Below are 13,814 nucleotides of genomic sequence, written 5' to 3'. Positions count from 1 at the left end.
GGATAGAATTTTATTTTGATACTCGTCTATTACGAGCGATTAACCACAAAGCAAACACTGTAATAAAGGCTCCTAAATAAATGAAGATCGACATTTTTCGCTCTCCAGTTCTTGGTAATTGTTTACTTGTCGTACCAGGATACTGCTTAGTTGTTGAGGCACTCGTTTGAGGCGGTTCAGGCTGTTGGACCGTTTTTTCAGAAATCAGCATTTTGTGAATTTTAGCGATTTCCTTTTGTGGTGGAATCTCGCCACCGAAATGAGTCATTATGTCCGCCAGCATTTTTATGCTTGGCAAGTAGCCGAATGTTATCTCAACCTCCCCTGCCTTCAATGCTTCCCAATTTCCTTGCGCATCTATTTTGATCAGTGACTCATCATAGTTAAAGACATAGTTTCCATCAAAAGGAATTCCTTCATAATCTATCTTGATGCCGAACTTACCTTTATCTCCAACTTCTACATTGGTAGGCCCATTTAAAATCATCCCTTCATTGAAGATCATTTGATTATCGGTTATATACATCGGATGAATCAAAGCGATAGCGGTTTGCGGCGGTATTTCACCACCGAAATGTTTTTCTATCTCCGCCAACATTTTTTTACTAGGTAAGTACCCGAAATTTATATTCACTTTCCCTGCCTTCAACGCTTCCCAGTTTCCTTGTTCGTCAACCTTGATCAGTGATTTATCATAGTTGAACACATATTTCCCATCAAAAGGAATTCCTTCATAATAAACTTTGATGTCAAACTTACCTTTATCTCCGACCGCCACAACAGAAGGACCACGCAAATCCATTCCTACATTAAAAACCATGTCAGAACTTTTTTGCTTTTTAGAAATTGTTAGTTGAAATGCTTTAGCTATCTCTTCTTGTGATGGGATATCGCCGCCAAAATGGTTCTTCAGATCATTCAGCATTTTTTCACTTGGAACATAGCCATATACAATGTCAACTTTTCCTGCTTTCAGCGCTTCCCAATTTCCTTGCGCATCTATTTTGATCAGCGATTGGTCATAGTGAAACACATACTTTCCGTCAAAAGGAATCCCGTCATAGTCAACTTTGATATCAAAGGTTCCCTTGTCTCCGACCTCAACTTCAGTCGGACCTTTCAGTAACATCCCAGAGTTGAGCACCATTTCGGATATTTTTATCTGGAGTACTTTAGCAATATCCTTCTGCTCAGGGATTTTTCCGCCAAAATGTGTTTTCAGATCATTCAGCATTTTTTCACTTGGGATATAACCGAAAATGACATCGACATCCCCAGCTTTCAGCGCTTCCCAATTTCCATTTTCGTCGACTTTGATCATTGATTCATCATAATTAAACACATATTTGCCTTCAAATGGAACTCCCTCATAATCTACCTGAATGTCAAACGTCCCTTTGTCTCCGACTTCTACTTCTGTGGGACCTTCTATTGTCATCCCTTCATTGAAAACCTGCTCAACTCTCTCTTTTGAAGAACCAATTGCTTGTTCATCATTTGGTGCGCTTGCTGCAACTCCCTTGCAACTAAACCCAATGGAAACGAAAATCGCTCCCATTAAAATAAAAAAATAAATCAAACCTCGCCTCTTTTTCATCTCAGTACTCCTTTCAACTTTATATACCAACAATTACTATTATAATCGTAATCCTAATTTCAATGTAGTACTATTCATAAATGAGTGTTTTTTTGTCCTAAAAAGGTTTGAACAAAAAAACAACCCGAGAAATCAATCCACGGGGTGTTTTGCTGGAATATTCAAATATCTTGGTTCGATGTTTAAATTGGCTAAAAATCGTTTGAAATCATTGAAAGCAATCACGAGTGTCGCCGTATTTGTATTAGGATGAAATCCGATTTTTTCGGTCTGATCAATCGCTTCATCAATGACTAGGGTTATCTGTCGCTCAGTATCATGAGGCAAAGCCAGCGGTGTCACAGATCCTCTCTCGAGACCCAACAACTCAAAAAGTTCAGTTTCTGAAGCAAAGGATAACTGGTTTTCACCTAATACTTTAGCCAGTGCCTTGATATCCAGCTTTTTTTGACCGGGGCAGATGATAAAATAGTAATTTTTCGTCTTCTTGCTTTTCATCAGCAAGTTTTTCACATCCGTACCGTCAATCTCAAAATCAATCTCCGCCACTGTAAACACGGCTTTGTGATCGACACGTTCATAGGGGATATGCCATTCCCCCAGCAGTTGATAGACTTCCGTATCTGTCGCTTTTGACATACTGTCACCTGCTTTCTTTCAAGAAATTCCGCCAAGTAATGATCGTTTTATTAACATGATTCAATACTTCTAGCTCTAATTTCTTCGTATCTGTCGCCTCTTGCTCCTGAAAATCAGATAACTTTTTATAGTTTTTCTGCAATAGCTCATGTATGGGCTGATTCGCTTCCGATACGACTAAACTGTCCGTTTCAGCCTTCAATTGCTGAACCACGATCGGTGTTGTTTCCTGAAAATAGACATAGCCAAATTTACTTAAATTTGTTTTATATGATTGCATTGTGGCTAAAGATATTTCAAGAATGGTTATCCCATCACTGGTTTTTTCAGGGATTTGAACGATTTCTTTTGGTCGTTCAGGTTTTGGTTTTCGTGTGAGCACCCATCGTGTAATAAAAAAAGTCGCCAAACAAACAACTACGTTTGATAGCAGAACCTCAGGGCGCAATAGATTTTCGATCATGATTTTCACTTCCTCTAGGAGATGATACCATTATACCGAACTAGTTCATATTAAGGGAATCATTTTTCTAAAATCATAGATAAATGAGTTTTATTTTCACTGCGTATACGATCCTACTAAACTTCACATCAATTATTCTGTCTTTGAATACTAAAACAGCTTGAAACTTCTTTTTACTGCGAAAAGTTGGACTCGCAACTACTTCATATTAAGAAAATCATTTTTAGTCATTCAAAAAAGCACGTTTGGGTTGTATTCCAACGTGCTTATTGCCCTTATTTAACTGCTACACGAACTTTAGCTAATGCGTGCTCTAAATCCTCTAGCAGGTCTTCTGTATCCTCTATTCCGACTGACAGACGCAGTAGACCTTCTGTCACTCCCTGCTTCTCTCGTTCTTCTTTAGGTACGCAAGCATGGCTCATTGTCACAGGATAGGACAAGATCGATTCCACACCACCTAAACTGACAGCGGCTATTGGTAGCTGCAAGGCATCCGCAAAAGTATAAACCGCTTTTTGATTATCTAGTTCGAACGACAGCACTGCTCCACCAGAAGTTGCCTGGCGTTTGTGGACTTTGTAGCCAGGATGGCTAGGCAGCCCAGGATAATGAACCTTTTTAACGACTGGATGATTCTCCAGCATCTGACTGATTTTCTCAGCGCTGCGGGCACTTTGCTCCATCCGTAAGCCCATCGTCTTCAATCCCCGCATTGTCAACCAGCAGTCCTCCACGCCTAGGATCCCGCCAAGAACCTTTTGCTGCAGCTTGATTTGATTATGCCATTCTTCATCATTGGTTACGACTAACCCCGCCACAACATCGCTATGACCATTGATAAACTTAGTCGCACTATGGATTACCACATCGACACCCAATTTCAGCGGTTTCTGAAATTGAGGCGTCATGAAGGTATTATCGATCATTGTCACTAAATGATGCGCTTTAGCGATTGCCACGACTCCAGCGATATCCGTCACCGACAGCAATGGATTCGACGGTGTTTCTAAATAAAGCCCGCGAGTATTTGGCCGAATCGCATGCTCCCATTCCTTCAGATTCGTCTCGTCCACAAATGTCACTTCTATTCCGAATCGGTTCATGACTTCATTTACTAACTGGAACGTTCCGCCGTAAATACTCTTACACATTACTAAATGGTCGCCCTGATTAAAACTTAACAAAACCGCTGAGATCGCGCTCATCCCAGATGCAAAGGCAGTCGCGTATTTTCCACTCTCCATTGCAGCGACCGCTTCTTCTAGCGCTGTACGTGTCGGATTCCCGAAACGTGAATAGGTATAGGGCTGTCCATCTTTGATGGACGCCTGTTTAAACGTCGAACATTGATAAATTGGAATTGATGAAGCACCGGTTTCTTCATCAAACGCCCCATAACCATGAATGAATTTTGTCTTATCTTTCATCGCAAATCCCCCTCAGTCATTTCTCACAAGGTTAGCTTAACACTATTTAAAGCGTTTTCACGGTTTTTGGATGAATTCCCATAAGAAACTTAGCTGATTATTAGGAATTCTCTGAGCTTTTTAATGGATGAAGAAGTAAAAGATGCCTCCCAGCAAAAACAGCAAGCTAAAATTAACAATACTGAATAAGCCTAAGAATTTTTTGGTGTCATTTGGAAAATAAATACGGAATAGGTTATAGCCGATCAGATTGGCTAAAGAAGCCAGTAGTGTTCCTAATCCACCGATATTCACACCTAAAATGACCGCCTGTTGGTTGGTCGTAAATGGAGCAATCAGGAAGGCAGCTGGAACATTGGAAATGACTTGGCTCAGCCCTAGACCAGCTAAATAGATTTGTTTTCCACTCAAAGACTTCAAAAACTCCTTGATGAAGTTCGCTTCACCAACATTCCCGACAATGATAAAAAAGCAGACAAAGGTCAACAATATGCCGTAATCCACCTCTTTAAACAGTTCACGCCGATAAAATAGAACAACTAGTGCAACCAATGGAATAACCCATTCATAAGGCAGAACATCTAACACAACTAAAATCATCACCAGCATCAATGCAGTTAGTAAGAATGTCTCTTTGCGATCAACTTGATTCTCTTTCAAATCAATCTCTTTCAGAGAATCCTTCGCTACCAGCATAGTCAAAAATACCAGCGAAATCAGACTAACCAAAAGAACCAGTGACATCCAACTCAAAAACTGACCAAGTGGTACGTAATAATAATCGTACAAGTATAAATTTTGCGGATTCCCAAATGGGAAAAAACTGCTGCCTAAATTCGCGGCTACGATGATCAACACGCTTCCTAGAAAGCGCCCCTTAAATTTCGGCAGCATTGACAAAAGCTTCAAATAGATCGGCAGCAAAGTCAAAATCGCGACATCATTGGTTAAAAACATCGATCCTACCAAGGACAAAATAATCATTAACTGAACAAGCTGACGGCTATTCTTTGAAAAATGCAGCAATTTCTGCGCGACGAATCGCAAAAGACCGACCTGTTCAAAGCCTTGGATCAACAACATCAAACCAAACAAACTGAAGATTACTTTATAATCAATAAAACCAACCGAAAAACGACCAATCAAACAACTGAAGAGTGCTAAAACCAATGAAATACTCATTAGTCGATTATTTCTAAAAAAATTATTTACTCGATCCATTTTCTCCCACCTTCTTCAAAAAAAATCTTCTTTTTAAGAATACTCCTCCAACTAAAATTTCGGCAAAAAATTGACTCAAACCTCACATTACTGGAATATAGTATAAAACCTGAAAACGTATAATTAAACAACGTTCTTTCCAATTGTTAATTTGATATACTTAGATAAACGGATCTTTCAGGAGGTGCTATATGTTTAATGAAATCTGTATCTATGAAGCAAAGCTGAACAAGCTAGAAGAAATTGAGGCGTTGATGAAGGAAGTCGCGGCATTTTATTTAGAACAAGACGGGGTTATTGATGTCCACTACATTAAACGCACTCATCGACAAAAGGATTTTAATGCTGTTAGGGATGGAGAACTACCTATCCGACTTACAAGGAATGTTGGCAAAGTAACCTATGTCTTACATTGGGTGTTGGAGGATGAGGCAGCCCATGCCAGAATATCTAAATTGGGCCTAGAAAAATTCTACAAACGCTGGAACCGCTGTTTGACCACGATGCCGAAAATTATATTAGGTGAAAGCATAGTTTAACGAATAATTTCCAATTATCTCATTCATTTCTTCAAATAAAAAAAGCTGCGACGCTCAGTCTTCACAGCTTTTTTTGTATATCTATTCATGTATTTAAATAATTATTCTTTTTCTATTCCCTTTTCAATTAAGCCTGTTCCCGGTTAATATAGCTGTTAGGCAAATCACGTTTACTGCGATTATAAAGCACAGAAATAATTTGGATTGTCGAAATCACCACAATCACAAGGCTGATGATCAAGCGGATTGATGCGGTGTTGCCAGTTGAGATATAGTGCAGCACATCGCCGCTGGACCAGGTTTTCTCCTGCAATAATTCCACTAACTCGGTACTGAAAATATTTTCTCGCATCAGTAAAAAGACCCACATGATTGCTGAAACTGCATTGTCAATGATTGACCATAAACACACCCGATTCGTCCAGCGGCGATCGAAGACTTTCATTGCGTTTGCTATAACTGTCAGAACCACTCCGATAATCAAAACGGGAATTAGGTATACAACAAAATCCTCACTGAATATTGGAACAGCAATGTTCACAGCTCCTGTATTAGTAAAAACAGCTGCGAATTGATTCGTAGATCCCAAAATTAGAAAAGCACTAAAAACCATTGTCGCAATAATCTCTGCCACTGGATCAGAAATTGGAATCAGTTTTTCCGTAGTCAGCGGCGGCAAATCCTCTACTTTCCAATCCTCTTTTTTCTTACGATTAAAAGCACCTGTCCGTTCTGCTATGACAAACCCGATCGTCGTCCAAACCAGCGTCTGCATGACCCCAGACACACCGCTCTGTATCCCAGATTGGAACATTACTTGCAGCACTCGACCAACTTGTGGTCCACTCTGTTGCAGAGTCTCAAAAACACCAGAAACAGCCCCCACTATTACTGTAATAATCCCAACTATCGGTACTAATAATTTCAACAAGCGAACATACTCATCGTAGACCTTTGGTGAAATAAGATAGCGTGGATTCTGCCTATACTGCTCCGCAAGTTCTGTTGGCGATCCCATTGAGCGCAGAACATTTTCAATTTCAGCATCACTCGGTCGATCTGATAACATATCATAAATGTTGCTGCGTAATTCTTTCGCGACTTCCGCTCTTTCATTTTCCGGCAGTTGCAGGACAACTGCTGCTATATAACGTTCGATTATATTTTCCATTTTTCACCCCTCCGAATAGATGCCAATCAGGCTTTTCTGCATATCCTTCCATTCTTCAAACAACTTTTCCCTAACCTTTGTTCCTGTTTTACTGATTGTATAGTATTTTCGCGGCCTGCTTTCTGTTGTGTCCCAGTCACTTTCCAGCAGCTCCTGCTTCTCTAAGCGTCGGAGCAAAGGATACAGTGTGTTAGCCTCAATCTCCATCCCTTTATCCTGCAATGTCTGCAGCAGCGCATAACCATAATGAGGCGTACTCAAGCTGCCTAATACAGCCAAAACTAAATTTCCTCTTTTTAATTCCGTCACATAGTTCTGAACGATATCCTTATCTGGCATATGATCACCTCTTCACACTTATTATACTGTGCGTCACACATTATAGTCAATAGAATAATATTATAAAATTAAAAAACTCTCGAAATAGTTTTCGAGAGTTTGATGGTTATTTCGTTTCTAAATCATGTAGGAACAATCCGCTCAACAGCTTCGGTTCAAACCACGTCGATTTCGGCGGCATAATCTTCTTGGCATCTGCCACATCCAGCAAATCAGTCATTTGCGTTGGATACATCGAAAACGCCAATTTCCACTCACCAGAATCGACAAGTTTTTCCAACTCTTCCGTTCCGCGAATCCCGCCGACAAAGTCGATGCGTTTGTCTGTCCGAATATCGTTGATTCCGAAAATGTCTTCCAAGACATATTTTTGCAACAGAGCAACATCCAATTTTTCTACAGGATCATTCGGTACCTTCTCAGGCTTGACGCTTAATGTATACCACGCTGCACCGTCGTAAAGTTGACATTCACCGGCTTTTTCAGGTTTCTTAACGCCTGTTTTAGTCACTTGATAATTTTCTGCCAAACGCTCCATAAAATCAGCTGGCGGTGTTTCTTTCAACACCCGATTGTATTCCCAGATTGCTAATTCGTCTTCTGGGAAGATGATTGATAAGAACTGTTCCGTTTCAGGATTTTGCTCGCCTGATTGACGTTTTTCCAAACCGATTTTCACTGCCGATTCCGTCCGATGATGGCCGTCAGCGATATATAATGCGTCTACTTCTGTAAATAATTCGGCTAATTTTTTGATCGTGTCGGCCTGATCAATCACCCAAACACGATGCGTCACATCGTGGTAGCTGTCGAAATCATAAACCGGTTTATTTTCTTTCTGCCATTTTTTGATGATCGTTTGGATCTCAGTCTGGGGACGATAGCTCAAGAAAATCGGACTAGTATTCGCATCACAAGTACGAATATGGTTCATCCGGTCGATCTCTTTTTCATGACGAGTAAATTCATGCTTCTTGATCTTTTCATCAATGTAATCTTGAATCGAAGTACAAGCCACGATACCAGTCTGACTGCGGCCATCCATCACCAATTCATAGAGGTAGAAATAGGCATCCGATTCTTTGAACAACCAGCCTTTCTCTAGAAACGCTGCTAGATTATCGGCAGCTTTTTGATAGACCTTTTCATCATAAGGTGAAAGATCAGCAGGTAAATCAATTTCGGCTTTATCAATATGGAAATAGCTGTAGGGATTATCAGCAGCCATCTCTTTTGCTTCCTGTGAATTCACGACATCGTAAGGCAGTGCCGCAACTTTATCGGCCAATTCTTCCGCCGGGCGAATTCCTTTGAATGGATGAACTTGAACCATTAAAATTCACTCTCCTCATCCCGCTTGATCGCACGGACGCGGATGATGCCTTCATTTTGTTCCAATTTTTCAACGATTGCCGCAATTTTTTCAGGGTCCGTCTCAGAAACATCTACTAAATTATAGGCGTGATCATCTTTCCCGCGATTCACCATGTTGTCGATATTGACGTCTAATGATGCGATCTCAGACGCGATCAATCCCAGCATGTTCGGTACATTGCGATTGATGATCGTAATACGATACGGAGAATCAAAAGCCATTTCCACGTTAGGGAAATTAACCGAACGTTTGATAACGCCTGTTTCCAAGAAGCGCTTCAAGCCGCGAGCCGCCATCTTGGCACAGTTTACTTCCGCCTCTTCTGTTGATGCGCCTAAATGCGGCAATACGGTGATTTTATCATTGTGGAGCAGTTTTTCTTCCGCAAAATCCGTTGTAAAACCAGCGATGCGTTCTTCATTGACTGCTTTCACCACTGCGTCAGTATCGACGATCTCGCCGCGAGCGAAGTTCAGCAGGTGAGCAGTATTCTTCATGTAAATCAATTCTTCATCACCGATCAAGTAACGTGTATTGTCTGTCAACGGTACATGGATCGTTACGAAATCACAATTTGTCAAGACTTCCTTCAAATCCTTCGCACGTTTTACCCGACGAGAGATACTCCAAGCTGTATCAACTGAAACATACGGATCATAGCCGGTAACTTCCATGCCTAAACGGTAGGCGTCATTCGCCACCATCGCGCCGATTGATCCCAAACCAATGACTCCAAGCTTCTTGCCTTCTAACTCTGTTCCGGCAAATTGCGCTTTTTGGGCTTCCGCTTGTTCATCAACATTGTCACCTTTTAATGTTTGAACCCAGCTGATCCCTTGAACCATTGGGCGAACTGCTAATAACAGACTCGCGATGACTAATTCCTTGACGGCATTTGCATTGGCACCGGGAGTATTGAAAACAACGATTCCTTTTTCCGTGCACTCTTTAACTGGAATATTATTCGTTCCTGCACCTGCGCGAGCAACCCCTAAAACTGACTCGGGGAAATCATAGTCATGTAACTTTTGACTGCGCAAAATAATGCCGTCTGGCTCTTCGCTTTCATTGATGCGGTAGTTCTTTTTATCAAAACGCGCCATTCCTTCAGGAGCAATCGCGTTGAATGTCTTAATCTGAAACATCTATTTCCCTCCATTTTCCTTTTCAAACTGCGCCATAAATGCGACTAAAGCTTCGACTCCTTCGACTGGGAAGGCATTGTAGATACTCGCCCGCATCCCGCCAACAGAACGATGACCTTTTAAGTTTTCAAACCCTTGAGCTAAAGCGGCTTTATTGAAGGCTTTGTCCAAATCCTCATCCCCTGTAACAAACGGAACATTGGTAATAGAACGGCTATCTTTCTCCACTGGGCTTGTAAATAGATCCGATTTTTCGATTGCGTCATATAATAGTTGCGCTTTTTGCTGATCCTTTTCAGTAATTCCAGCAACGCCCCCTTGTTCCTTCACCCATTCAAAAACGAGCTTCGCAATATATATAGCATAAGTCGGAGGGGTATTATAAAGAGAGCTGTTTTTCGCCTGTAATGCGTAATCCAGCATTGGTGAAAAGATCGCTTCTTGATTGAGCAAGTCTTCACGAATGATCACAACCGTAAGTCCAGCCGGACCAATGTTTTTCTGTGCTCCAGCATAAATCACACCAAAGTCTTCTACTTTATAATCGTTGGCTAAAATATTCGATGACATGTCCGCAACTACTGGGACTTTGCCAAAGGTCGGAATCTTTGCAAAAGCTGTTCCTTCTATCGTATTGTTCGTTGTAATATGCACGTAAGCGGCATCTTGATCAACAGTTTCTGGCAATTCTGGAATATAGGTAAAGTTCTGATCTTCACTTGAAGCAATCACTTCCACTTCGACATTATCGAGTGCTTTCGCTGCGCCGATGGCTTTTTTCGACCACGAACCCGTATTAACATACAACGCTTTTTTCCCTTGTGCCAAATTCAACGGCAGCATAGTGAATTGCAAGCTCGCACCACCTTGTAAGAACAAGACTTTGTAGTTGTCTGGAATCGCCATTAGGTCTCTTAATAAGCTTTCGGCATCTTGAATGATCTCTTCAAATAAGGAGGAACGATGACTCAGCTCCATCACCGACATGCCGCTGTTTTTGTAATCAAGCATTTCGGACTGTGCGATCTCCAACACAGCTTTTGGTAGTACCGCGGGACCTGCAGAAAAATTGTAAATCGTCATACTTATTCTCTCCTTTTTCCTTTTATGAAAATTAGTTTTCACACCTTCAAGACTTTTACCATTACCTACAATTAGTAGAAAGGAAATGTTGCAATATGCTTTAAGATGTGATGACAATTATAACAGATGTCGCTAAATGATAAAAGCCTAATTTTAAATTAATTACACTGTAATTTGAATTCTTGCCAGAAATTTTCATTAGCATTTACATAAACTAAACGATCAAAAGAAAGCCCGTCTTCCGTTACTTCACCAATCAGTTTTATCAGTCAGTATATCCCTTCAGCATCGCTTTAGAAAAATGCTTCGGATCTTTTCTTTACTCTTCAAAGTGATAGGATTTTTTTCAAACGCTCCAATTCAATTTTTTTCTGCATTAGCTTATGATTTCAACGCCAGTAAATTTTATATCCTTCATAATTAAAAACTGGATAAGCAAATAAGACCTTTGATCTCTTGAACACAAGGATCGAAAGTCTTCTTAATTAGTTATTATTACTGCTACATATTGTCACGAACCGCTAAATGACAGCTGTTACAAAAAGTATCTTTATACCAGATCAAAAATCAGATAGACTGATAGTGTACTCAAGGAGCTGTGATTTGAAAGGTGGAGGTTTCTGTGAAAATCGGACATAAATTGAAAGATCTGCGGACTGCCCATGGCTATACGTAGGAGGAATTAGCGGCTATTCTAAATGTCTCTCGTTCCACGATCTCCAGTTGGGAAATCAATCGGACTTATCCAGATCTCAGTATCCTCGTATCTTTGAGCGAGCTGTACGACATTACAGTTGATCAATTGATTAATGAAGATGATAAATTGGTGGATACGATGACGAATGAGACGAAAAAGAATAGTGCCTTTAAGAAAATTATTCTTGCACTAGTCGTCGTCATTTTTCTTATAACGAATAACAAAAAACCTGAAGAACCGAAAGTGCTGCTTTATGAGTTTTCAGATTATGCAAAATTTTTGGAAAAAGACAACGATGTTGAGGGCACCATTTATTATTATAAGGATAATTTTGTTGAAGAAATAATTGACACTTTACCAGATGGAAAGCAAACAACCCTGTCACAACCTACAGTACATGTTCAGCATGACGAAATGTGTGACGAAAAAAATATATTGGATAAATAATGTTTGGCTTTTTACCATGGCATTGATTCCGGTCGCTACTGCTTGGGCTGGTGAATTCATGATTTATCATGCGCCAGAATACTTTTATCTACTGATTTTTACGATATGGAGTTTTTCCTACTTGTGGTTAAGCAAAGCTTTTGAACATTTTCATCAGGAAAACGACCCCGAAATCAGTCGAAAAATTCGAAAGATGGGACCTTATCGCTATATGGGAAGTTTTTATTTCCCGTTGGTCGTATTTGCTACAGCAGTCGGCATTTATTTCTATCCGCCAATTGGACTGTTTGTCTCATTGGTTGAATTAGTCTTGATGGCATTTTGGACCAACGAAGACAGTGACAAAATTCTTAATGAAACGATCGAGAGATAGGTCAATTCTTTGTTGAACCATTTTTTTTGAAGCGTTAAATTGCACAACAAATAAACCTTTCCATGCTAAACAAAAAGACTATTTCTTATTATTCCCCTTCTTCTTTCTTCGCCGGCCTCCATTGGTTCCTTTTTTCTTCTTTTTCGTGCTGTTCGTCGCGGAACCTGTAGTTTGTGCCATTTTTTCCTTCCGCTTATTAATCAAGTCCATCGCCAATAATTGGCTTCCACTGAAATGACCAATATTCTTCGAGCGTTTTTTTACTGATTCGTTTTTTGGCGGATCGGCAATAGCGGTTTGTGCATTGGCTATTGGAGCCTCTTTTAGAATCGGTTCCGAAGCTGCTAATAAGGATTCTGGTTGCTCTTTATTATCCTCCGCCGGATCAGCGGGAAGCTCAGTAAACAGCACATGAATATCATTAAATGTTTTTCCTTCAGGTAAATAGGCCTTAACTAAAACAACTATCTCATTTTCACTCATATTTCTAGGATCAACCCCATGCGGCAGCATGATCTCCACTATTTCTTTGCCCGCCTCATCGAATTTTTTATTAGAAATTTCCTGCTGTTCTTCTTGAGGCTCTTCAAAATGACGAACATTTTCAAAATAATCGAAGGTCATAAATTCCGCAAATTTTCGCGCTTTTTTACCCGTGAAGATCGTCAAGGTCGTTAACAGTTTTAGTAACCCTTGTACTTCTTCATCCGTCCTGTCAGGATTGGCGTCCTTCAAGATCCATGTATGTTTCCTTCCACTGCTATCTTTAAAAATAGACACAAGATTGAAGCTAGGCGCTGCGCTGTCTGCTTGAGGTTTTGATTCGGCATATAGATATTTCGCATTGACACGCATTTTTTCTGTCAAACGATAGTACTCTTTTGTATTTGCAAATAGCCTATTTATGACCCTATCCCAATCACCACTTTTTTTGAAATATGGTTTAAATAGTAAACTGTAACGGCGCAATGTCTCAGTCGGCTCAGCTGTTAAAAATATTTCCTCCACCAATGATTGACAAATTCCCACAAAATCCTCGTAAATCAGCGCATTGCGAACTAGAATAGCCACTAAGTATTCTATGACATTCGAAGCATCATGGGTATTCTGATAATAATCGTTGACCTTGCCTTCTAAACTAGTTTTCTTCATATGAAATAGCTGTCTGGATCCTAACGGCTTATTTTCTTCACTTTTCTTCATTCTGATGCGCTCCTTTTACGTTTTGTGAATACGATTACATTAAAAATTTTATCGCTCCGTCATGTATTTCTCCAATTCTTTCTTTTTAATAA

At 40.2% G+C, this 13,814-nt stretch carries 13 protein-coding genes and 1 pseudogene; 3 read left to right on the top strand and 11 right to left on the bottom strand.

Annotated features, from left to right (window positions below; genetic code table 11):
• Positions 1–10 precede the first annotated feature (10 nt).
• From AC4J95_RS04405 to AC4J95_RS04385, 5 genes are all read right to left on the bottom strand, one after another.
• Entirely contained in the window at positions 11–1,597 is a 1,587-nt protein-coding gene (locus AC4J95_RS04405) for an LPXTG cell wall anchor domain-containing protein (RefSeq protein WP_494548756.1), read from the bottom strand.
• Positions 1,598–1,729: 132 nt separating this feature from the next.
• Positions 1,730–2,236, bottom strand: a complete 507-nt coding sequence (locus AC4J95_RS04400; protein ID WP_494548755.1) for a prolyl-tRNA synthetase associated domain-containing protein — start codon at positions 2,234–2,236, stop codon at positions 1,730–1,732.
• Between the two features lie 4 nt (positions 2,237–2,240).
• Positions 2,241–2,699, bottom strand: a complete 459-nt coding sequence (locus AC4J95_RS04395) for a hypothetical protein (protein WP_494548754.1) — start codon at positions 2,697–2,699, stop codon at positions 2,241–2,243.
• A 275-nt stretch (positions 2,700–2,974) separates the two neighbouring features.
• On the bottom strand, positions 2,975–4,129 hold the full coding sequence (locus AC4J95_RS04390) for a trans-sulfuration enzyme family protein (protein ID WP_494548753.1): 1,155 nt from the start codon (positions 4,127–4,129) through the stop codon (positions 2,975–2,977).
• 120 nt (positions 4,130–4,249) lie between these two features.
• Complete coding sequence (locus AC4J95_RS04385; protein WP_494548752.1) at positions 4,250–5,350, bottom strand: SLC13 family permease; 1,101 nt, start codon at positions 5,348–5,350, stop codon at positions 4,250–4,252.
• A 191-nt stretch (positions 5,351–5,541) separates the two neighbouring features.
• On the opposite strand from AC4J95_RS04385, the gene AC4J95_RS04380 reads away from it, so the two are divergent.
• A complete protein-coding gene (locus AC4J95_RS04380) occupies positions 5,542–5,889 on the top strand; it encodes a hypothetical protein (RefSeq protein ID WP_494548751.1) in 348 nt (115 codons plus the stop codon).
• A 127-nt stretch (positions 5,890–6,016) separates the two neighbouring features.
• Here AC4J95_RS04380 and AC4J95_RS04375 read toward each other — a convergent pair whose 3' ends face one another.
• The 5 genes from AC4J95_RS04375 to serC all read right to left on the bottom strand — a co-directional run bounded on the left by AC4J95_RS04375 (position 6,017) and on the right by serC (position 11,002).
• A complete protein-coding gene (locus tag AC4J95_RS04375) occupies positions 6,017–7,060 on the bottom strand; it encodes an HAAS signaling domain-containing protein (protein ID WP_494548750.1) in 1,044 nt (347 codons plus the stop codon).
• Positions 7,061–7,063: 3 nt separating this feature from the next.
• Positions 7,064–7,399: a PadR family transcriptional regulator gene (locus AC4J95_RS04370; RefSeq protein WP_316403308.1), complete on the bottom strand. Its 336-nt coding sequence runs from the start codon at positions 7,397–7,399 to the stop codon at positions 7,064–7,066.
• Positions 7,400–7,505: 106 nt separating this feature from the next.
• Positions 7,506–8,732, bottom strand: a complete 1,227-nt coding sequence (locus AC4J95_RS04365) for a DUF1015 domain-containing protein (RefSeq protein WP_494548749.1) — start codon at positions 8,730–8,732, stop codon at positions 7,506–7,508.
• A complete protein-coding gene (locus AC4J95_RS04360) occupies positions 8,732–9,919 on the bottom strand; it encodes a 3-phosphoglycerate dehydrogenase family protein (RefSeq protein WP_494548748.1) in 1,188 nt (395 codons plus the stop codon). Before AC4J95_RS04360 ends, AC4J95_RS04365 begins: the two co-directional genes overlap by 1 nt.
• Positions 9,920–11,002 (bottom strand): 3-phosphoserine/phosphohydroxythreonine transaminase, encoded by a 1,083-nt coding sequence (serC, locus tag AC4J95_RS04355; RefSeq protein ID WP_494548747.1) that lies wholly within the window; start codon positions 11,000–11,002, stop codon positions 9,920–9,922.
• A gap of 688 nt (positions 11,003–11,690) precedes the next feature.
• Between serC and AC4J95_RS04350 the strand changes: the two are divergent.
• Positions 11,691–12,146 (top strand): annotated as a pseudogene (locus AC4J95_RS04350) (helix-turn-helix domain-containing protein); the annotation flags it as partial.
• On the top strand, positions 12,118–12,519 hold the full coding sequence (locus AC4J95_RS04345; RefSeq protein ID WP_494548746.1) for a TMEM175 family protein: 402 nt from the start codon (positions 12,118–12,120) through the stop codon (positions 12,517–12,519). The pseudogene AC4J95_RS04350 and the gene AC4J95_RS04345, both read left to right, overlap by 29 nt.
• Before the next feature lie 78 nt (positions 12,520–12,597).
• Here AC4J95_RS04345 and AC4J95_RS04340 read toward each other — a convergent pair whose 3' ends face one another.
• Positions 12,598–13,722, bottom strand: coding sequence for a DUF2922 family protein (locus AC4J95_RS04340; protein ID WP_494548745.1), 1,125 nt, complete (start codon positions 13,720–13,722; stop codon positions 12,598–12,600).
• Positions 13,723–13,814 lie beyond the last annotated feature (92 nt).

The organism is Enterococcus sp. GPZ-007, from assembly GCF_059374735.1.
The sequence above is the reverse complement of the archived record's forward strand: the minus strand, read 5'-3'. Positions and strand labels throughout refer to the sequence as shown.